General features: G+C 72.6%; 17 protein-coding genes and 1 pseudogene. 4 read left to right on the forward strand and 14 right to left on the reverse strand.

Annotation, left to right across the window (positions count from 1 at the left end):
• Positions 1–220 (forward strand): annotated as a pseudogene (locus tag SMA5143A_RS09880) (serine/threonine protein kinase); the annotation flags it as partial.
• Between the two features lie 102 nt (positions 221–322).
• Here the strand turns inward: SMA5143A_RS09880 and SMA5143A_RS09885 are convergent.
• From SMA5143A_RS09885 to SMA5143A_RS09920, 8 genes are all read right to left on the reverse strand, one after another.
• Entirely contained in the window at positions 323–1141 is an 819-nt protein-coding gene (locus SMA5143A_RS09885) for a TrmH family RNA methyltransferase (RefSeq protein ID WP_107462509.1), read from the reverse strand.
• A gap of 64 nt (positions 1142–1205) precedes the next feature.
• Positions 1206–2438 carry a uroporphyrinogen-III C-methyltransferase gene (gene cobA / locus SMA5143A_RS09890; RefSeq protein ID WP_107462510.1) on the reverse strand — a complete coding sequence of 411 codons (1233 nt, stop codon included), beginning with the start codon at positions 2436–2438 and terminating at the stop codon, positions 1206–1208.
• Positions 2439–2602: 164 nt separating this feature from the next.
• The gene (gene cobT / locus SMA5143A_RS09895) at positions 2603–7138 is read right to left on the reverse strand and encodes a nicotinate-nucleotide--dimethylbenzimidazole phosphoribosyltransferase (RefSeq protein ID WP_107462511.1); all 4536 of its coding nucleotides are present in this window, start codon (positions 7136–7138) and stop codon (positions 2603–2605) included.
• Between the two features lie 359 nt (positions 7139–7497).
• Positions 7498–8706, reverse strand: a complete 1209-nt coding sequence (cbiE, locus tag SMA5143A_RS09900; RefSeq protein WP_107462512.1) for a precorrin-6y C5,15-methyltransferase (decarboxylating) subunit CbiE — start codon at positions 8704–8706, stop codon at positions 7498–7500.
• 125 nt (positions 8707–8831) lie between these two features.
• Entirely contained in the window at positions 8832–9470 is a 639-nt protein-coding gene (locus tag SMA5143A_RS09905; protein ID WP_107462513.1) for a GNAT family N-acetyltransferase, read from the reverse strand.
• A gap of 159 nt (positions 9471–9629) precedes the next feature.
• A complete protein-coding gene (locus tag SMA5143A_RS09910; RefSeq protein WP_107462514.1) occupies positions 9630–10463 on the reverse strand; it encodes a MetQ/NlpA family ABC transporter substrate-binding protein in 834 nt (277 codons plus the stop codon).
• An 84-nt stretch (positions 10464–10547) separates the two neighbouring features.
• Positions 10548–11222: a methionine ABC transporter permease gene (locus SMA5143A_RS09915; RefSeq protein WP_375136473.1), complete on the reverse strand. Its 675-nt coding sequence runs from the start codon at positions 11220–11222 to the stop codon at positions 10548–10550.
• Positions 11223–11275: 53 nt separating this feature from the next.
• On the reverse strand, positions 11276–12319 hold the full coding sequence (locus SMA5143A_RS09920; protein WP_107462516.1) for a methionine ABC transporter ATP-binding protein: 1044 nt from the start codon (positions 12317–12319) through the stop codon (positions 11276–11278).
• Positions 12320–12772: 453 nt separating this feature from the next.
• Between SMA5143A_RS09920 and SMA5143A_RS09925 the strand changes: the two genes are divergently transcribed.
• Both SMA5143A_RS09925 and SMA5143A_RS09930 read left to right on the forward strand, forming a co-directional pair.
• Entirely contained in the window at positions 12773–13132 is a 360-nt protein-coding gene (locus SMA5143A_RS09925) for a hypothetical protein (protein WP_107462517.1), read from the forward strand.
• Between the two features lie 31 nt (positions 13133–13163).
• The gene (locus SMA5143A_RS09930) at positions 13164–13616 is read left to right on the forward strand and encodes a hypothetical protein (protein WP_107462586.1); all 453 of its coding nucleotides are present in this window, start codon (positions 13164–13166) and stop codon (positions 13614–13616) included.
• Between the two features lie 6 nt (positions 13617–13622).
• Here the strand turns inward: SMA5143A_RS09930 and SMA5143A_RS09935 are convergent, their stop codons facing one another.
• The 3 genes from SMA5143A_RS09935 to SMA5143A_RS09945 form a co-directional block, all read right to left on the reverse strand.
• A complete protein-coding gene (locus SMA5143A_RS09935; RefSeq protein ID WP_107462518.1) occupies positions 13623–14120 on the reverse strand; it encodes a GNAT family N-acetyltransferase in 498 nt (165 codons plus the stop codon).
• Positions 14121–14165: 45 nt separating this feature from the next.
• Positions 14166–14672 (reverse strand): RNA polymerase sigma factor, encoded by a 507-nt coding sequence (locus SMA5143A_RS09940; RefSeq protein WP_107462519.1) that lies wholly within the window; start codon positions 14670–14672, stop codon positions 14166–14168.
• A gap of 126 nt (positions 14673–14798) precedes the next feature.
• On the reverse strand, positions 14799–15992 hold the full coding sequence (locus SMA5143A_RS09945) for a glycerophosphodiester phosphodiesterase (RefSeq protein ID WP_107462520.1): 1194 nt from the start codon (positions 15990–15992) through the stop codon (positions 14799–14801).
• 331 nt (positions 15993–16323) lie between these two features.
• Between SMA5143A_RS09945 and SMA5143A_RS09950 the strand changes: the two genes are divergently transcribed.
• The gene (locus SMA5143A_RS09950; protein ID WP_107462521.1) at positions 16324–16998 is read left to right on the forward strand and encodes a lysophospholipid acyltransferase family protein; all 675 of its coding nucleotides are present in this window, start codon (positions 16324–16326) and stop codon (positions 16996–16998) included.
• A gap of 446 nt (positions 16999–17444) precedes the next feature.
• Here the strand turns inward: SMA5143A_RS09950 and SMA5143A_RS09955 are convergent, their stop codons facing one another.
• The 3 genes from SMA5143A_RS09955 to SMA5143A_RS09965 form a co-directional block, all read right to left on the reverse strand.
• Positions 17445–18968, reverse strand: coding sequence for an MFS transporter (locus SMA5143A_RS09955; RefSeq protein ID WP_107462522.1), 1524 nt, complete (start codon positions 18966–18968; stop codon positions 17445–17447).
• Positions 18965–19516: a TetR/AcrR family transcriptional regulator gene (locus SMA5143A_RS09960; RefSeq protein WP_219923581.1), complete on the reverse strand. Its 552-nt coding sequence runs from the start codon at positions 19514–19516 to the stop codon at positions 18965–18967. Before SMA5143A_RS09960 ends, SMA5143A_RS09955 begins: the two co-directional genes overlap by 4 nt.
• Before the next feature lie 140 nt (positions 19517–19656).
• Positions 19657–20628 carry an aldo/keto reductase gene (locus tag SMA5143A_RS09965; protein ID WP_107462524.1) on the reverse strand — a complete coding sequence of 324 codons (972 nt, stop codon included), beginning with the start codon at positions 20626–20628 and terminating at the stop codon, positions 19657–19659.
• Positions 20629–20643 lie beyond the last annotated feature (15 nt).

Here is a 20643-nt window from a genome sequence, read left to right on the forward strand (position 1 = left end):
CCGCAGCGGCGCCGGACGTCCGGGCCCCCGCACCAACGGCACCGGGCGCAGGCCCGCCAATCCGCGGCTGCTGCGTCAGCGGCTCGTGGTGTTCGTCGTGGTGACGCTGCTGGCGGCACTCGGCATCGCCGCGGCCCAGGGGTGTCAGGGTCCGGCGCGCGGACTCGGCGTGGACGAGGTGCGGCACGAGCGGACGGTCCTGGAGCCGGACGGCGACTGACCGTCGCGCGGCCCCCGGGGACGGACTGGTTCGGGGCCGCGACCGCTTCGTACAGCGCGGCCCCGCGTGCCGGTGGTTGGTCGCAGCCGCCCGGCCGCGCCGTCACGCCTGCGGTCGGCCCGTCGCCACCGCGTAGAACGCCACGGCCGCCGCCGCGCCCACGTTGAGGGAGTCGACGCCGTGTGCCATGGGGATGCGGACCCATTCGTCGGCGGCCATCAACGCCTTGGTGGAGAGGCCGTCGCCCTCGGCGCCGAGCATCAGGGCGACACGCTCCATCCTGTGCGGGGCCGCCTCGTCGAGGGACTTCGCCTTCTCGTCCGGGGTCAGGGCGAGCAGGGTGAAGCCGGCGTCGCGTACCGCGTCGAGACCCCTCGGCCAGGCGTCCAGGCGCGCGTACGGCACGGAGAAGACCGCGCCCATGGAGACCTTGACGCTGCGGCGGTAGAGCGGGTCGGCGCAGTCCGGGGAGAGCAGGACCGCGTCCATGCCGAGGGCGGCGGCCGAGCGGAAGATCGCACCGATGTTGGTGTGGTCGTTGACCGACTCCATGATCACGACGCGGCGGGCGGAGCCCAGCAGGTCCACCGCCGTCGGCAGCGGTCTGCGCTGCATGGAGGCGAGGGCGCCGCGGTGCACGTGGTAGCCGGTGACCTGCTCGGCGAGCTCCGGGCTGACCGCGTAGACGGGGGCGGGGAGCTCGTCGATGACATCGCGCATGACGTCGACCCACTTGGCGGAGAGCAACATCGAGCGCATCTCGTACCCGGCGTCCTTGGCCCGACGGATGACCTTCTCGCCCTCGGCGATGAACAGGCCCTCGGCGGGTTCGCGTCTGCGGCGCAGTTCGACGTCGGTCAGGCCCGTGTAGTCACGCAGGCGCGGGTCGGCGGGGTCCTCGACGGTGATGAGTTCGGCCACAGGGTGATACTGCCTTGTCCTGGGTGTGGTGCCAACGGCTCGGTACGGGTTGGGTTACCCGCGGTTACTTGCTGGGGTTCGGGCCCACGGTCACGACCTCGCCGATGACGATGACCGCCGGCGGCTTGATCTCCTCGGCGACGACCGTCTCGGCGACCGTCGCGAGGGTGGCGTCGACCCGGCGCTGCGCCGCGGTGGTGCCCTCCTGGACCAGGGCGACGGGCGTGTCGGGGGACTTGCCGTGCGCGATCAGCGTCTCGGCGACCCTGCCGATCGTGCCGACGCCCATGAGGATCACCAGCGTTCCGGTGAGCCTCGCCAGGGCAGGCCAGTCGACCAGGGAGCGCTCGTCGTCGGGGGCGATGTGCCCGCTGACCACGGTGAACTCATGGGCCACGCCCCGGTGGGTGACGGGGATGCCGGCGGCGCCCGGGACCGAGATCGAGCTGGAGATGCCGGGGACGACCGTGCAGGGGATGCCCGCCTCGGCCAGTGCCTGGACCTCCTCCATGCCGCGGCCGTAGACGAACGGGTCGCCGCCCTTGAGGCGGACGACCGACCTGCCCTTCCGCGCGTGCTCGATCAGGGCGTCGTTGATGGCCTCCTGAGCCATGAACCGGCCGTACGGCAGCTTCGCCGCGTCGATCACCTCGACGCTCTGCGGCAGTTCCGCGAGCAGGTCGCGCGGGCCGAGGTGGTCGGTGATGACCACGTCGGCCTCGGCGAGGAGACGGCGGCCCCGCACGGTGATCAGGTCCGGGTCGCCGGGCCCGCCGCCGACGAGGGCGACTCCGGGGGTACGGGTGCGATGGTGCGGGGCGACCAGGGTGCCGTCGCGGAGGCCCTCGACCACGGCGTCGCGGATCGCGGCGGTGTGGCGGGGGTCGCGGCCCCTGGCGTCGCTGGTGAGGACGGCGATGGTGACGCCCTCGCTGGTCCCGGTGGCCGGGGTCCAGGCGGTGGCCGCGTCGGCGTCGTCGGAGCGGACGCACCACACGCGGTGCCGCTCCGCCTCCGCCGAGGCCAGGGTGTTCGCCTCGGTGTCGCTGGTCGCGATGAGGGCGTACCAGGCGTCAGCGAGGTCGCCCTCCGCGTAGGGCCGCTTCTCCCAGGTCAGTTCACCGGCGTCGACCATGGCCTCCACCGAGGGGGTGGCCGTCGGGGAGACGAGGAGGATGTCGCCGCCCGCGGCGATCAGGGCGGGCAGACGACGCTGGGCCACCTGGCCGCCGCCGAGGACGACGACCTTGCGGCCGGTGAGGCGGAGGCCCACGGGGTAGGCGGGATGTTCGGCCATGAGGGTGCGGCTCCTCTGGTGGCGGCGGTGCGGGACGGAGCCCCTGCGGCGTTGGAGCGGCCCCTGACGTGCGATTTTATTGCGCGGGCGAGGGCGTGGCGGGGGCGGGGTGGGATATCTCTCCCCGGCCCCGCCCCTTTCCGTTCAGCCCCGGCGGCAGGTCTCTACTTCTCGGTGACGCCCGCCGAGTCGAAGGTCGCCACCTCGTGCATCGCCCTCGCCGCGCTCTGGACGACCGGCAGGGCCAGGAGGGCGCCGGTGCCCTCGCCGAGGCGAAGGTCGAGGTCGACCAGGGGACGGAGGCCGAGCTTCTTCAGGGCCGCCACATGGCCCGGTTCGGCGCTGCGGTGGCCCGCGATGCACGCGGCGAGGACCTCGGGGGCGATGGCGCGGGCGACCAGGGCGGCGGCGCCGGCGCTGACACCGTCGAGGATCACCGGCGTACGCAGGGAGGCGCCGCCGAGGAGCAGACCGACGATCGCGGCGTGTTCGAAGCCGCCGATCGCGGCCAGCACGCCGATGGGGTCGGCCGGGTCCGGCTGGTGCAGCTCGATGGCCCGGCGGACGACCTCGGTCTTGCGGGCGAGGGTCTCGTCGTTGATGCCGGTGCCCCGGCCGGTGACCTCGACGGGGTCGGCGCCGGTGAAGACCGAGATGAGGGCGGCGGACGCCGTGGTGTTGGCGATGCCCATCTCACCCGTGAGCAGGGCCTTGTTCCCGGCGGCGACCAGATCGCGGGCCGTCTCGATGCCGACCTCGATGGCCTTCTTGGCCTCCTCGCGGGTCATCGCGGGACCGGTGGTCATGTCGGACGTACCGGCGCGCACCTTGCGCGGCAGCAGACCGGGGGTCGCGGGCAGGTCGCTCGCCACCCCCACGTCCACGACGCACACCTCGGCGCCCACCTGGTTGGCGAAGGCGTTGCAGACCGCTCCCCCGCCGAGGAAGTTGGCGACCATCTGGCCCGTGACCTCCTGCGGCCAGGGGGTGACGCCCTGGGCGTGGACGCCGTGGTCACCGGCGAAGATCGCGACGGCCGCGGGCTCCGGGATGGGCGGCGGGCACTGGCGGGACAGGCCCGACAGCTGCGCGGAGATGATCTCCAGCATGCCGAGCGCGCCGGCCGGCTTGGTCATGCGCTTCTGCCGCTCCCACGCCTCGCCCAGCGCCTTGGCGTCCAGCGGGCGGATCCCGGCGACGGTCTCGGCGAGCAGGTCGTGCGGCTCCGCCCCGGGCAGGGCGCGACGGCCGTACGTCTCCTCGTGGACGACCCAGGACAGCGGGCGGCGCTTGGCCCAGCCCGCCTGCATCAGCTCGGGCTCCGCCGGGAACTCGTCGACGTACCCGACGCACAGGTACGCCACGACCTCCAGGTGCTCGGGCAGGCCGAGGGCGCGGACCATCTCGCGCTCGTCGAAGAAGCTGACCCAGCCGACGCCGAGGCCCTCGGCGCGGGCCGCGAGCCAGAGGTTCTCGACGGCGAGGGCCGAGGAGTACGGGGCCATCTGCGGCTGGGTGTGGCGGCCCAGGGTGTGCCGACCGCCGCGCGTCGGGTCGGCGGTGACCACGATGTTCACCGGGGTGTCGAGGATGGCCTCGATCTTCAGTTCCTTGAACTGCTTCGCCCGGCCCTTGGGCAGCGACTTGGCGTACGCCTCACGCTGACGCTGGGCCAGTTCGTGCATGGTCCGGCGGGTCTCGGCGGAGCGGATGACGACGAAGTCCCACGGCTGGGAGTGGCCCACGGACGGCGCCGTGTGCGCGGCCTCGAGGACGCGGAGCAGGACGTCGTGCGGGATGGGGTCGCCGCGGAAGCCGTTGCGGATGTCGCGGCGCTCGCGCATGACCTTGAGGACGGCCTCGCGCTCGGCGTCGTCGTAGGGCGGCGCGGCCGGGCCGGCGGGCTGCCCCGCGTCTGCCTCCTCGGACACCTCGTCCACCGCGGCCACGCTCTCGTCGGCTGCTTCCACTGCCTCGGCCTCCTCGCCGTCCTCCTGGTCGGCGGCCCTGGTGTCCAGGTCCTCCGCGTTCTGGGTGACGTCGGGACGCTCCGGGGCCGCGGCGGCGACCGGCTGCGGTACGACGATCGTCTCGGCCTCGGAGTCGCGGGGGGCGGGGACCGTGGCGACGGGTTCCGCCTGCGGCTCCTGCTCCGGTGCCTCGTCAGCGGCGGTCTCGCCGGGCGCCGCCGCGGTGGCGGGCGTCGACCGGTCGTCGGCGGACAGCGGCGGTACGACCATGCCCTGGGGCGGGGGCGTGGCCAGGTGCGGGGTGGTCGGCACCGAGCCGTCCACCGGCACGAACTCACCCATCGGCTGCTCGGTGCCGGGCGCCTGGGCCGCGTCGGCGGCGTGCGGGGCGTCGGCCGGGGTCCCCGCCGAGGGCTGGAGGACGGCGCCCTGGGGCGCGTCGAGCGGGGAGGGCGTCACGGCCACGGGGGCCTCGGCGGCCACGGCGTCGGCGACGACCGGGCCGGTGGGCTGCGCGGGGGCCTCGGCGGCCGTGGCGGCGACCGGCTCGGCGGGCTGCGCGACGGCAGACTCGTCGGCGGGCGGCTCCTCGACGGCGGACCCCTCGACGGCGGACCCCTCGACGGTGACGGGCTCGGCGGGAACGGCCTCGTCGTGCTGGTCCGGCTCCCGCGTTTCCACGGTTACGTCTTCGGCCTCCGGCTCGGTCTGCGACGGAGGGGCGGCCATCTCGGGGGCCTGCTCGGCGGCGTCCGCGGCGGGGGCGACCGGCTCGGTGGCCTGAGGGCCCTGTGCAGGGGGCTGCGGGTGCTCGGACTCGGGCTCGGACTGCCCGGACTCCGGGGTCGGTGCCTCCTCGGCGGTTTCCCGGGCGGCGGCCTGCTCGGCGGCGGGCTTCTCCGCGACGGCAGCCGACTGCTCGGCCTGTGCGGGCTCCGCTGCCGAGGGCTCGTCAGGCTGGGGCTCGGCGGGGGCGGCTGCGGCCTCGGCAGCGACCGGCTCGGCGGTGTCGGCCGACCGCGGCTTCTCGGTTGCCGCTGCCGGGGCCTCGGCCGCCTGCGGCTCCTGCCCCTCCTGCGGTTCCCCCGGCCGCACGGCGCCCTGGGCGTTGGGCGCCTCGGGCAGCGGTTGCGCGTCCTCGGCGGGCGAGGCCTCACCGGCGGTCTGCTCGGCCGACGCGTCGGCCGCGGGCTGCTCGCCCTCGGCGGCAGGAGACGGCTGCTCCTCGGCGGGGGCGGCCGTCTCGGCGACCGGAGCCGTGGGCGCCGTCTGTGCCTCGGGGGCAACGGGCGCCGCCTCGGGGGCGGAGGTCTCGGCGACCGGCTCGGCGGCGTCGTCCGGCGCGGCCTGCGGTGCGGCGGCACCGGACTCGGCCTGCGGCGGGGCGGGGGCGTCGATCGGCTGGGCGGCGTCCTCGTTCTGCTGCGGGACCGGGGAGACGTCCTGGGCGTCGACGGGCGCCTGGGCCTGGATGGGCTCCGGGCCCTGCGCGGCGGGCGGGAACGGCGTGGCCTCCGGGGCCTGGGCCTCGCGGGCGACCAGGGCGTCGAGGGCGGACTCGGTGGGAGTCCCGGCGGCGGCCGACTCGGCAGCGCCCGGAGCGACGGCGGCGAGCTCCTCCGGTGCCTGCGCGTCCGGTGCCGACTCGGCGGGCTCGGGGCTCTGGGGTGCGTCGGCGGCGGGTTCCGCCACAAACTGCGCGTCGGTGGCGTGTTCCGCCACAAGCTGAGCGTCGGTGGCGGGCTCAGCCACCGCCTGGGCGTCAGCGGCGGGGGCACCCGTCTCCGCCTCGGCGGCAGGCACCTCCTCCACGACAGGTTGAGCCTCGACGACCGCCTGGGCCTCGGCGGCCTCGACGACCGGCTGGGCCTCAGCCGACTCGGCGACGGGGTGAACCTCGGCAGCCTCCCCCGCCGGCTGGGCCTCCGCAGCCTCCGGCACAGCCACCACCTCGACCGGCTGGGCCTCCGCGACCTCGGGGACGACCGGCACCTCGGTCGGCTGCGGGGCGGTGGCCTGGGCGACGGCCTCCGCGACCTGCACCTGACCGGTGGCGAACTGGGCGACCGCGGCTTCCTGGGCCTGGGCGTAGGCGGCGTCCTGGGCGTCATGGAGGGCTTCGGCGTCCTGCTCCGCCTCCGTGGCGGCGCCGGGCTGCGCCTCCTGCGGAACGACCGTTTCTGCAGCCTGCCCCTGGGCGACGGGCGCGGGCTGCGTCGTCACGGCCGCGGGCGCAGGGGTGCCCCACGGGGTCACGCCTTGCGGGGGCACGTCGAGGTACTCGGGCCCGGAGGTGGGCGGACCGGGGTGGCGTACGGCGGAGGGCGGGACGGGGGCTCCGGCGGGGCCGCGGTCGGCGAGGGAGCGGACCGGGCTGGCGGAGGCGTCCGGGGTGGGCGGGCCGAGGTGCAGCGGTCGGCGGGCCACCGGCGGCTGCGGCACCGCGGTGGCGACGGGGTGGCGTACCGCTCCCAGGTCGATCGAGCCGCTGTCCCGGCCGGACGTCTCGTGCGGGCCGGGCTCGTGGACGACCTGGACGACGGGTTCGGGGGCGGGCGGGGGCACTTCGTTGCCCCATGCGCCCTGGGCACCCGGCAGCAGCAGCTCGTCGTCCTCGACGGGGGTCTCGGAGAGGTAGGTGTACGCACCCGGCGCGGCGACGCCCGGCTGTTCCACCATGCCTGCGCTCTCCGGCTGCCCCTCGCCCGGGACCTGGCCGGTGTCGGTCATGCGTACCCCTCGCCCATCGGTTAGTGCCTCTATGCCAGCTGGCCCGGAACGGCGCACCGACCGTTCCACATGTGGAGAACGAGCGTGCGTGCCCAGCGGCACGTGACGACCCGCCTGCATGTCGACAAAGCCATTCGGTGAAACCGTTCAACGGCCATTGTCGCGGTCGTCCCGCCGTCGCGACAGCTTGATCGGCGACGGTCCACTGTGGACTGCGCCACGTTGCGCGTCCTCCGGTTCCGCCGTACCACACACGCCCTCAAAACGGGCGCGCTTTCCGGACATTGACCGACGAAGTATCGGGTGCCGGAGTGCGGTACGACAGTCGGCCAGCCTACCGCGCCGGTACGACAACCGGATCACTGGGAACGATCGGGCAAAGTCCCGCTGAGCAGGAACGCGACGCTCCGTTCCCGCTCCGTCCAGGCCCTCGTGTCGAGTTCGACGGACTGGACGAACTCGCACCGAACGTCGTAGCCGTGCTCGGTCAGGTCGCGGCCGACGCGCTCGGCGGCGGGGCGGGTGAGGGCGTGGGTGACGATGCACCGGGGGCGCCGGTCGGCGACGGCGGAGACCACCGCCGCTCCCCCGCCGCCGACGCGTACGACGTCGGGTTCGGGGAGGTTCTCCAGGATGTGCGGGGCGATGCCGTGGACCACCTGGAGCTGTACGCCGAAGCGGCGGGCGGCGAGGGTCGTCCGGCCGCAGGCCCCGGGGTCGCGGTCGACGGCGATGACACCGGCGCCGCAGCGGGCCGCCTCGGTGGCGAAGGCCCCGCTGCCGGATCCGATGTCCCACACGAGGTCACCCACGCGCGGTCCGAGGCGGGCCAGTTGGGCCGAGCGCAGCAGCTCGCCCTCCCCCTCGCCCAGGGCGCCGCCGTAGACGTCGGCGGGCAGGGACCAGCCGCGGGGTCCGGCGCCGGGGTCGCGGCCGGCGATCCAGCCGCCGTCCTCGGTGGTGCCCGCCGGGCCGATGACGATGACGAGGTTGGGGTCGCGCCAGGTGTGGTCGGCGGCCTTTTCGGAGGTGACGACGGTGACGCGTTCGCGTTCGGTGCCGAGTTCCTCGCAGATCACGAAGGTGCGGTGCACCCCTTCGAGGAGCAGGCCGAGTTCGGCGGGGCCGGCGCCGGGTGAGGTGAGCACGGCGACCTTGGTGTGGGCGCGGCACACGTTCACCGCGCGCCTGAGCGTGCGGCGGTGCGCGACGACCACCTGTGCGTCGTCCCAGGGCATTCCGGCGCGGGCGAAGGCGGCGGCCACGGAGGAGACACCCGGGACGACCTCGACCTCCAGGCCGAACTCGGGGGCCCGGAGCGTGCGGACGACGCCGAAGAAGCCGGGATCGCCGTCGGCGAGGACCACGGCGGTGCCGCGGTGGGCGGCGATGCGGCGGGCGGCTAGGGCGACGCTGCCGAGCCGGATGCGTTCGGCGGCCGGGGGCACTTCGGGCAGGGCCAGATGGTGGGCGGCGCCGGCGACGAGTGTGGCGGCGGCGAGGGCGGAGCGCGCCGCGGCGGTCAGGGGGGAGCCGTCCCAGCCGATCACCGTGACCCGGTCGGCCATCGTCGTCAGTCTCCAGAAGGTTTTCGCAGCTCGTCAGGGAAGCCCGCACGGGGTCCCGTGAGCGTACCTGGTGACGGGGCGGGGTCCGGTGGCCGGGCTGCGGCCGTTGTGCGCCCGTGGGTGGTTCAGTTCCAGTCCGAGTACGCGCCGAAACCGCCGCTGTCGGCGAGTTCCTCGCTGACGCCCTCGATGTCCTCCGGGAGGAGGCTCCACACGATGTAGTCGGTGCGGACCTCGGTCCAGCCGTCCTCGGGGGTGCGGGCGCGCGCTATACAGGCGTTGCGCAGGACGCCCTCGCTGATACAGCCGATCTTCTGCGCGACCTGCTGGGAGGCGGTGTTGTCGGCGGCGGTGCGCAGCTCGATCCGTTCGAACTTCTGCTCGCGGAACAGCCATTGGGCGGTGGCGAGGGCCGCTTCGGAGGCGTAGCCCTCACCGCGTGCCCAGGGGGCGACGACGTACGACAGTTCGGTGGACCGGACGTGCCAGTTCGTGCCGGTCAGCTGGATGACGCCGACGAGGCGCTGGGTGAGGAACTCGGTGACGGCGAGGTCGAGGCCGCGGCCGGAGGTGCGTTCGGCGGGCGCGTACTCGGTGATCCAGGTGCGGGCGCCGGCCTCGGTGAAGGGTTGCTGGACGTCGGTCCAGGCCATCACCTGCTCGTCGTTCATCATCTCGGTGAGCGCCTGGACGTCGTCCTCGTCGAACGGGCGCAGGACCAACCGCTCCGTGCTGATGGAGATGTCGGGAAAGGTGCTCGTCATGCGCCGCTCCGTAACCTTCGAAAACCTTGGGGGGCTGCTGAACTGCCCAGCATGCAGCATGAAAGCACTGAATCGCACCACGGGGCCCACTCCCTGTGAGGGAGCGGACCCCATGCGTGGCGATACGCCGTATACGTGCCGCCGATTCGACGGGACGGCTCAGAAGGACGGGATGACCGAGCCGTTGCTCCACTTCTCCTCGATGAACTTCTTCACCTCGGGGGAGGTGAGGAGCTTCGCGAGCTTCTTCACGCGCGGGTCGTCCTCGTTGCCCTCCTTCACGGCGAGGAAGTTGCCGTTCGGGTTGCCCTTGGCGGGCTCCACGGCGAGGGCGTCGTCGGCGGGCGACAGGTCGGCCTCGATGGCGTAGTTGCCGTTGATGACGGCCGCGTCGACGTCCTCCAGGGAGCGCGGGGTCTGGGCCGCCTCCAGCTCCTTGAACTTCAGCTTCTTCGGGTTCTCGGCGATGTCGGCGGGGGTCGCCGCGTTGTCGGCGCCGTCCTTGAGCGTGATGATCCCGGCGGCGTCGAGGAGCTTGAGCGCCCTTGCCTCATTGACCGTGTCGTTCGGGACGGCGACGGTGGCGCCGGTCTTCAGGTCGTCCTTGCTCTTGACCTTGGCGGAGTAGAGGCCGAGCGGCTCCAGGTGCACGGTGACGACGGGCACGATGTGGGTGCCCTGCTTCTTGTTGAAGTCGTCGAGGTAGGGCTGGTTCTGGAAGTAGTTGGCGTCCACGGAGCCGTCCTCGGTGGCCGTGTTCGGCAGGACGTAGTCGGTGAACTCCTTGACCTCCAGGTCCAGCCCGGCCTTCTTCGCCAGGTTGTCCTTGACGAAGGTGAGGATCTCGGCGTGCGGGGTGGGGCTGGCGGCGACGACGAGCGGTCCGCTGGTGTCGGACGCGGTGTCGGCCGCGCCGGAGCCGCAGGCGGTGAGCCCGAAGGTGAGGGCTCCGGCGGCGAGGACGGCGGTGGTGAGCTTTGCGGTGTTACGCACGAAAAGTGCCTTTCCTTTTGGGTGGAGCTGTCCCGTCATGGGTGGGACGGGAAGTCTGCGGGTGCCGGGAGAGGTACGTGGAGGTCAGACCTTGGTGACCTCGGGGGCGGCGGCCTCGGCCTTCAGCAGCCGGAGCCTCGGGGCGGCTCCCGAGCGGCCGCCGCGGCGGTGGAGGGCGCGGGCCGCGTAGTCGCCGGCGAACTGGATGACGGAGATGACGACCGCCAGGACCGCCACGGTGATCCACATGAGGTCGGTCTCGAAGCGCTGGTAGCCGTACCGGATGGCGATGTCGCCGAGGCCGCCGGCGCCGACGGTGCCGGCCATGGCGGAGTAGCCGATGAGGGCGACGACGGTCGTGGTCGCGGAGGAGATCAGCGAGGGCAGCGCTTCCGGGACGAGGACCTTGCGGACCACGGTCCAGGTGTTGCCGCCCATGGCCTGCACGGCTTCGACGAGCCCGTGGTCCACTTCGCGGACGGCCGTCTCGACGAGGCGCGCGAAGAACGGGATGGCGCCGATGGCGAGCGGCACGATCGCGGCCTCACGGCCGATGGTCGAGCCGGTGATCCAGCGGGTGAAGCCCATGAGGGCGACCATGAGGATGATGAAGGGCATCGAGCGGGCTATGTTCACGATCTGCCCGACGACCTTGTTGGCGAGGACGTTCTGCAGGAGCCCGCCGCGCTCGGTGAGGACGAGCAGCAGGCCGAGCGGGAGTCCGCCGACGACCGCGATCAGTGTGGACCAGCCGACCATGTAGAGGGTGTCCCAACACGCCTGCTCCAGCAGGGGCCGCGTCTCGGTCCAGTTCACTTGGCACCTTCCTTCGCGAGTACGGACTCCTGGCCGGCGCGGCCGAGCACGTCGATCTGGAGTCCCTGTTCGCGCAGGAACCCGATGGGGACGACGTTGTCCTCGTAGCGGCCGGGCAGCTCGATGCGCATCCGGCCGATCTGGAGGCCGCCGACGGTGTCGATGGCGGCGCCGAGGATCGAGATGTCGATGTTGTAGGTGCGGGACAGCTGGGAGATGACCGGCTGGGTGGCCGCCTCGCCCTGGAAGGTGACGTCGAGGACGGTGCGGTCGTCGCCGGACGCCTCGCCGGTGACCGGGAAGAGCGCGGAGGCCAGCTCGGAGCCGGGGGTGGCGAGGAGTTCGCTGACGGTGCCGGACTCGACGACGCGGCCCTTCTCCATGAGGGCGGCCGAGTCGCAGATCGACTTCACGACGTCCATCTCGTGCGTGATGAGCAGGACGGTCAGGCCGAGCTGCCGGTTGAGGTCGCGCAGCAGCGTCAGGATCGAGCGGGTGGTCTCCGGGTCGAGGGCGCTGGTGGCCTCGTCGGAGAGGAGGACCTTCGGGTCGCCGGCCAGGGCGCGGGCGATGCCGACGCGCTGCTTCTGGCCGCCGGAGAGCTGGGCCGGGTACGCCTTGGCCTTGTCGGCGAGGCCGACGAGGTCGAGCAGTTCCAGGGCCTTGCGGGAGCGCTCCCTGCCGGAGGTGCCGAGGATCTCCAGCGGCAGCTCGACGTTGTCCTGGACGGTGCGCGTGGACAGCAGGTTGAAGTGCTGGAAGACCATGCCGATGCGGCTGCGCGCCCGGCGCAGCTCCCGGCCGGCGCGGGGGCCGCGGCCCGCGAGGGCGGTGAGGTCCTGGCCGTCGACCGTGACGGTGCCGGAGGTGGGGCGTTCGAGGAGGTTGACGCAGCGGATCAGCGAGGACTTGCCGGCGCCGGACTGGCCGATGACGCCGTACACCTCGCCCTCGCGTACGTGCAGGTCGACTCCGTCGAGGGCGGTGACCTCGCGGCCACGGCCGCGGTAGACCTTGGTGAGGCCCGATGTGGTGATCACTGGGTTTCCATCACTGTCGAGTACGCGGGCGTGGATGTGCCCGGGTACGGGAGACAAAGGTGTGCGCGGGGCATCAAGGTCACGTACGGCGTGCGGCGTACGGACGTGCCACAGGTGCTCGCTTCGGGGCGCGAGACTCAAGGGGTGGTGCGGGGGCCCTCTAGAAGGCGCACATTCGACACATACAACGAGCACCGGGCGTCATGGTCGCCTCGGTCGCACAGATGCGGCAGCTCGTCGTGGTCATGAGATCAGTAAAGCAGACGTATACCGGGGGCGAGAGACGGCTGTCCGCATTACGGACAGCTCAGGTCGGCGGAGAAGCAGGTCAAGCGCGTGCTGTCCACTCCCTGGGCACCGCTGACTGTGGTGAAGGCCACGGCGCCCGGCGGAGACGCGTTCTCGCGCGGGGCCGGGCGCGGCGGGTGTTTTTCGCCGTAATAGGGTCGCGGCATGCTTGTTGCCCTGACGGTGGCGACCGCCGTCGCCGCGCTTCTGCTCGCCGCGTGGTGCGGCTGGGCCGCGTATCGGGACCAGCCGACCAAGGACTGGCACTTCATCGGCATGGCCGTGGTGACGGTGCTGACCCTGGTGCAGCTGGTGGTCGGGGTCGTGCTGCTGGCGCGCGGCGAGAAGCCCGAGCAGGGCACCACGATCTTCGTCTCCTATCTGCTCGGCTCCTTCGCCTGCGTCCCGGTGGCGGGGTTCATGTCCCTGGCGGAGCGCACCCGCTGGGGCAGCGTGACCGTCGCGGCCGGCGGTGTGGTGCTCGCGGTGCTTCAGGTACGGCTCTACGACATCTGGGGAGGCTGAGGTGACGGCCACGGACGGCACCCCGCGCGAAATGAACGACGAACTGAACGACGACCTGAACGACGAGCCGAGGGAGAGGAAGCGGGCCCGCCTCATCAGCGGGCCCGGGATGCTGCTCGTCTGGCTGTACGGCGTGATGGTCGTCGGCGCGGTGTCGCGGTCCGTCGTGCAGATCTCCACCGAGTTCGAGCACGCGCCACTCGCCTACTCGCTCTCCGCGGTCGCGGGTGTCGTGTACGGCTTCATCACGTACTCGCTGGTGCGGGGCGGGGAGTTCGCCCGGAAGGCGGCGCGGGTGTGCTGCGCCGTCGAGCTGGCGGGCGTGCTGATCGTGGGGACGTGGACGCTGGTCGAGCCGTCGGCGTTCCCCGACAAGACGGTGTGGTCGGACTACGGGATCGGCTATCTGTTCATCCCGGTGATCCTGCCGATCACCGCGATGTACTGGCTGCGCGAGAGCGCGCGGCAGAAGGACGCCGCCTGACGTGCGTCAGGCCGTGGCCACGTACGCCTGGGCCGGCTTCTCCAGGATCACCATCGGTACGCCGTCGCGTCCCTGGCTGGTGCCCACCGCCTCGTAGCCCACCCGGCGGTACAGCCGGAGGTTGCCCTCGCTGCGATGACCGGTGCTGAGGCGGAACTTGGTGGCGCCGCGCTCCTCCGCGAGGGCCGACTCGGCCGCTCGGAGCAGTCGGGCGCCGATGCCGTGGCCCTGGAGGCGGGGGTGGACGCAGAGCTTGCCGATGGAGGCGGCACCGTCCTCGTCGAGGGCGCCGCGTACGGAGCCGACCACCTCGTCGCCGAGGCGGGCCACGAACACACAGTCCGAGGTGACCTCCGCGCGGACCGAGTCGAGGCTCTGGACGAGCGGATCGATGCGGTAGTTGCCGTACAGCGCCGCCTCGCTCTGGAAGCACAGGTACTGCAGCCTGAAGATCTGCTCGGCGTCCTGCTCGGTCGCCACCGAGATGGTCACGCTCATGCCCATGTGTGCACGCCTCCCGCTCACCTGCTCACCTGTTGTCCCCCACTCCTATCCCCGCGGTTCGCGTGCCGCAACCTCCGTCGTCAGCATTCGCCGAAGACAACCCAGGCATCTGGAACGTTCCGGACCGAGGCTGCCCTGTGAGATACCCAACTCGCCCGCGATCTCGCGATAGGTGAGGTCCCGTGGTGACAGCAGGGCCGCGAGCAGCCGGGGGCAGCGGCCGGGGAGTCGGCGGACGGCGGCGTACAGGGCCCGGCGGCGGGCCGCGGTGAGCGCCTGCTGTTCCGGACCGGGCGCGTGGACGTCCACGGGCTCCGCCTTGTAGGGCTGTTCGGCTCGGGCCGTCCGGCGGCTGAGGCGGGCCTCGAAGCGGACGGCGCTGCGCAGCCAGCTCTCGGGATCGGTCGGCGGGCCGTCGGCGTCGAGCCGTTCCAGCAGACGCAGCCAGACCGCCTGCTCCAGGTCCCCCGCCTCGGCGCCGGCGGCGTACGCCTCGGCCGACGCCTCCGCGACGAGCAGGGGGCGGAGGGTGGTGAGCATGTCGGGTGTCATATGCGCCGGGACGCCGCCGCCCCGGCGGAGGGTTGCCGGGGCGGCGGAGTGTCACCCCAATCGGGGCATGCGGCGCCTCCGTTGACGCGGGGCGCGTCGGAGCGGGAGGGGGCGCGGGGGCGCGGGTCAGTCGCCCACGAAGTCCGCGTGCGCCAGCAGGCCCGTGTCCGTGTTGTCGGTGAAGATGCCGTCGATGCCGGTGTCGAAGTACACCTTGAACGCGCCGAAGGCATCGCCGTAGGCGTTGGCGTCGGTGCCCTTGCGAAAGTCGGCGGGCAGGAAGCTGTTCTCGTTGCGCATGGTGTAGGGGTGCAGGATCAGGCCCTTGGCGTGCGCGTCCGCGACGAGCGTGGTCGGCGTGGTGAGCCTGCCGCCGGAGTCGCGCGGGATGATCAGGTCGAGGGTGGGGCCGATGCCGTTGGCGTAGGAGGCGATCCAGGCCAGTCCCTCGGGCTTGACCAGGTCGGCGACGGTCCGCGGGTCTCCGGCCTCGACGAAGTCCCAGGGGCGGGTGGCGGCGCCGGACAGCAGGACGACGAGAGGGCTGTCCACCAGGCGGTCGAGGCGCTGGATGCTGCTCGGCTCGAACGACTGGAGGAACACCGGCGCGTTCTTGCGGTGGCGGTCGTACTTGCGCAGCAGCTTGGCGAGCGGTTCCTCCAGGCCGAGGCCCAGCTTGCGGAAGTAGGTGGGGTGCTTGGTCTCGACGTGCAGCCAGATCCGCCGGCCGCGCTTCCTGCCCTCCTTCTCGGCCCAGCGCAGGACCTCCTCGAAGGTGGGGATCTCCCAGCGGCCGTCGTAGAGCGTGTTCTCCTGCCGGGTGCCGGGGATGCGCTCCTTGGCGCGCAGGGTCTTCAGTTCGGCGAGGGTGAAGTCCTCGGTGAACCAGCCGGTGTAGGAGACGCCGTCGACGACCTTCGTGGTCTTCCGGTCGGCGAACTCGGTGTGGGACGCCACGTCGGTGGTGCCGGTGATGTCGTTCTCGTGACGGCACACCAGGTGGCCGTCCTTGGTGGGTACGAGGTCCTGCTCGATGACGTGCGCGCCCATGTCGAGGGCGAGCTGGTACGAGCCGAGCGTGTGCTCCGGCCGGTAGCCGCTGGCCCCACGGTGCGCGATGATCGTCGGCACCGGCAGGCTCCGGTAGCCGCCGTGCGACGACGTGCCGGCCACCTTCGCCTCCTCGGCCCCCGCCGTTCCCGGCAGCCCGAGGACGGCTCCGCCCGCGCCGAGCACCGCGGCCCCGAGCAGCGCCCGCCTGCCCGTCCCGCGCCCCTGCCCGCTCGGGTCCTGCGACTGACGCGACTCCTGCGTCCCCATGTCGGCTCCTCCCACCGCTGTGCCCTGCACCTGTCAAACCGGGTTGATCGTAGGTGCCCTGAGGTGACCGGTGGGAGACCTGGGACCGAACACACGGGTGACGCCTCGTGTCGTACGAGTGGCGGAATTTGACGGGGTGTCGGACGCGGGGCGCGATGTCCGTCACACGGTCCGGGGCGGTGACGACCCGCCATCCGGGCGATACCGCAGGTAAAGCTATGTCAACAGTGCGTATCCACTCGGTGAAGCCGATGTGCGCGGGCCTCGGACGCGGGAGTATCGTCCTCACCTGCACAGACTTGTTCCGGAACGCTTGACATGGGAGGGCCCGTTGTCCCGCTTCGCGCTCATCAAGGCAGTGCTCGGACCGATCATGCGCCTGATGTTCCGCCCCCGGGTGGAGGGTGCGGAGCACATTCCGGGGGACGGCCCGGTGATCCTCGCCGGCAACCATCTGACCTTCATCGACTCGATGATCCTGCCGCTGGTCTGCGACCGGCAGGTCTGCTTCATCGGCAAGGACGAGTACGTCACCGGCAAGGGCCTCAAGGGGCGGCTGATGGCGTGGTTCTTCACCGGCGTCGGCATGATCCCCGTCGACCGCGACGGAGGGCGCGGGGGTGTCGCCGCGCTGATGACCGGGCGTCGCGTCCTCGACGAGGGCAAGGTGTTCGGCATCTACCCCGAGGGCACGAGGTCGCCCGACGGGCGTCTGTACCGGGGGCGTACGGGTATCGCCCGGCTGACCCTGATGACCGGCGCGCCCGTCGTGCCGTTCGCGATGATCGGCACGGACAAGATCCAGCCGGGGGGCGCGGGCCTGCCCCGACCGCACCGGGTGACCGTGCGGTTCGGTGAGGCGATGGAGTTCTCCCGCTACGAGGGCATGGACCGGGACCGGTACGTGCTGCGGGCGGTGACCGACTCGGTGATGACCGAGGTCATGCGGTTGTCCGGGCAGGAGTACGTGGACATGTACGCCTCGAAGGCCAAGGAAGCGGCGTAGAGAACCCGACCCGCCGCCCGGTCGGGCGACAGGGTCCCGGTGTGCGTTGATCTTCCGCGCGGCAGCCGTGTGCTGCCGCAGACGGTGCGGGGCGGCTCCCTGACGGGGCCGCCCCTCGGGCATACCCGTCGTCACACCACCAAAGATCCGCACCAGGACCGCGCAGCAGCCGCTCACCCGGGACGCGTTCGGCCGGCTCGCCACCGCCGATCCGGCCGTCCTTGGCCTCCATCTGATGCGGCCGTGACGGGAACACGGAGGGGCTCGTTCGGGGGCGTGCGCCCGAGGTCGGCTCCCGCCGCGCATGAGCCGGGGCGGGCGTGCGGGGCATCGTGTGGGCCGGGGCGTCGCCGGGCCCGCCGCTCATGGCCCCGGCGACGCCTCGGCTGTCCCGGCCGTCGTGCCTGTCCCGGCCGTCGTGCCTGTCCCGGCCGTCCCGGCGGGAGCTACGCCTTGCTGTCGAGCCGCTGCCCGCGCAGCATGAACCAGGCCGCGGCAGCCGTCACCAGCAGGACCGCCGCTCCGACGCCGGCCGCGAGGGTGAGGCCCTCGACGAAGGACTCCCGGGCGGACGCCAGCAGGGCCTGGGCGCTGTCCGACGGGAGACCGCCGGCCACCTCCACCGCTCCGCCCAGCGACTCGTGCGCCCCGGCCGGGGTGCCCGCCGGTGCCGCGAAGCCCCGGTAGACGCCGGTCACGATCGAGCCGAGCAGGGCGATGCCGAGGGCCGCGCCGAGTTCGTACGCCGTCTCGGAGACCGCCGAGGCCGCCCCGGCCTGTTCCTTGGGGACCGAGGAGAGGATGACGTCGGCGGTCACCGTGAAGGAGAAGCCCGCGCCGACGCCGACGACCAGGAGGGCGGTTCCCAGCAGCGGATAGCCGGTGGACTCGTCGATCACCGTCAGGACGCCCAGGGCCAGGCCGATCGCGGCCAGGCCACCGGCGACGACGGCCCGTACCGAGTAGCGCCGGGCGACCCGGCCGGCGACGAGACCGGCCACGACCGCGCCCACGGCGGCGGGGAGTTCCGCGAGGCCGGCCTCGAAGGGCCGCCTGCCCTGGACGAGCTGCAGATACTGGGAGAGGAAGAACACGAGGCCGGACAGGCCGAACACGGTCAGCAGGTCGGCGAGGACGGCACCCGAGAACCCGCGGTCACGGAACAGCCGCATGTCCAGCAGCGGCTGCGGCAGGACCAGTTGGCGGCGTACGAAGAAGAACAGGGCCGCGACGCCGAACAGGCCCGCGGCGAGCGCGTTGCCGTCGACGCCGTGACTGGCGATCTCCTTCACGGCGTACACGACGCCGATCATGCCGACGAGGGACAGGCCGACGCTGAGCAGGTCCCACGGGCCGGGGTTGGGGTGGCGGGACTCGGGGAGCAGCTTGCTGCCGACGACGACCAGCACGATCATCACGGGCAGGTTGATCAGGAAGACCGAGCCCCACCAGAAGTGCTCCAGCAGGAAACCGCCGACCACCGGGCCGACCGCCGTGCCGGCGGAGGCGGTGGCGCCCCAGATGCCGATGGCGAGGCTGCGCTCACGCGGGTCGTGGAAGAGGTTGCGGATCAGCGCGAGGGTCGCGGGCATCAGGGTCGCGCCCGCGACACCGAGCAGCGCCCGCGCGACGATCATCATCTCGGGCGTCGTCGCGTAGGCGTTCAGCACGGATATCGCGCCGAACGCGGTGGCGCCGATCAGCAGCAGCTTCTTGCGGCCGATGCGGTCGCCGAGGCTGCCGGCCGACACGAGCAGGCCCGCGATGACGAACGAGTAGACGTCGCCGATCCAGAGCAGCTGGGTGCCCGAGGGGTTGAGGTCCTCGCTGATGTAGGGGGTCGCGAGGCCGAGGACGGTCGCGTCGACGGCCACCAGCAGCACGGCGAGCACGAGGACGGCGAGCGCGAGCCAACGGCCCGGCCGCTTCACCGCCTCGCTCGTGGACGCCGGCCGCAGGGTGCTGGTCATGATTCCTCTCTCCGTACCGCTCCGCCGAGCAGCAGCTCGGCGATCATGTGGGTGAAGTCCTTGCCGGCGACCCGGCCCTCCGAGACCGCCCAGGCGCCGGAGGCCAGCAGGCCGTACAGCGCCTCGGTGAGCCAGGCCGGGGTCAGGTCGATGCGGAACTCGCCGGCCGCCTGGCCGCGTTTGAAAAGGGCCGCGACGCGGTCGTCGATCCTGGTCCAGCCCTTGTTCTGCGCGTCCCCCTCGAACAACTGGCTCTCGGTGTAGAGGAAGGCGAGCAGGCCGGCGGCCGGTTCGATCTCGCGCACGAGGCGGCGTACGGCGTCGTGCGCCGGGCCGTCGTCGAGGCGGGCCGCGTCGAGCGCGGTGTCGCACTCCGCGATGCAGAGCGCCTCCAGTGCCAGGACGAGTGCGTCCCGCCCCGCGAAATGGCGGTGCAGCGTGGCCCGGCTGATCCCGGCGGCCCTGGCGACCTCGTCCATGGTCGCGGTGGATCTGCGGGTCAGCAGGGCCGCGGCACTGCGCAGCACATGGTCACGATCGACAGCCATGAGACAACCATAGACCACATGAGACATGATTGTCTCAGCGCAGGCACACGTGTCTCATGTCTCACGTGTGGGTGCCCCTGGGTCGGCGCGCCGCTCGGCCTACGTGCTTCTCGACCGGCGCGCCGCTCGGCCCGTGCAGGTCAGTGCCAGGGCAGGCTGGCGCGCTTCTCCCAGTAGGCGCGGGGCTCCTCGGCGAGTGTCGCGAGCCGGGTCAGCTGGCCCTCGTCGAGGTCCACGACCGCCGCGTGCAGGTTGGAGGCGAGCTGGTGGACGGTGGCGGCGCCGGACAGCACGACGCCCACCCACGGTTGACGGAGGATCAGCGCGAGGGCGACCGCGTCGCAGCCGAGGGACGTCTCGGCGGCCACGGCCCGCAGCGCCTCCGGGGCGTGCGGCTCGGCGAGCCTGCCGTTGGCCATGCCCTCCTTGACGATCACGGTGAGCCCGGCGTCGTGCGCCTCGGCGAGGGCGGGGGCGGCGGAGGTCTCCAGCGCGTTGTACGTCGACTGGACGGTACGGAAGAGGGGCTCGCCGTCGACCGTCACGGCGAGGGCGGCCCGGATGGCGTCGGCCTGCGCCGGGCCGCTCGTGGAGAAGCCGATCGTGACGCCGCGGGCGGCCGCTTCCGCCAGCTTGGCGTGGAGTTCCTTGTCGGTGAGGGCCGGGCTGTCCGGGGTGACCGAGTGGATCTGGTAGAGGTCGAGCCGGTCGCCGAGCAGTGCGGCGGTCTCGGCGCGCTGCCGCTCGTACGTGGCGACGCCGTGGTCCTTGACCTCGTGGTGCTCGGCGTCAGTGGTCCAGTCGGCGGTGTAGGTGTAGCCCCATTTGCTGCCCACGACGATGTCGTCGAGGTCGGGGCGGGCCTTCAGCCAGTCGGCGAGGAACTCCTCGGAGCGGCCGTAGGAGCGGGCCGCGTCGATGTAGCGGACGCCCTGCGCGTAGGCGGCGTCGAGGAGTTCGTGGGTGCGGGTGCGCAGCGCGTCGACGCCGCGGTCGGGGCCGAGGTCCTCGTCCCGGCCGAGGTTGATGTAGCCGGGACGGCCGACGGCGGCGAGGCCGAGTCCGAGGTGGCAGGTGGGGGTGGTCGCTGAGGCCAGTCGGGCGAAGGGCATCGCGGGCTCCGTTCG

Origin of the sequence: Streptomyces sp. MA5143a (assembly GCF_900290235.1) — a bacterium.
GTDB lineage: Bacteria > Actinomycetota > Actinomycetes > Streptomycetales > Streptomycetaceae > Streptomyces.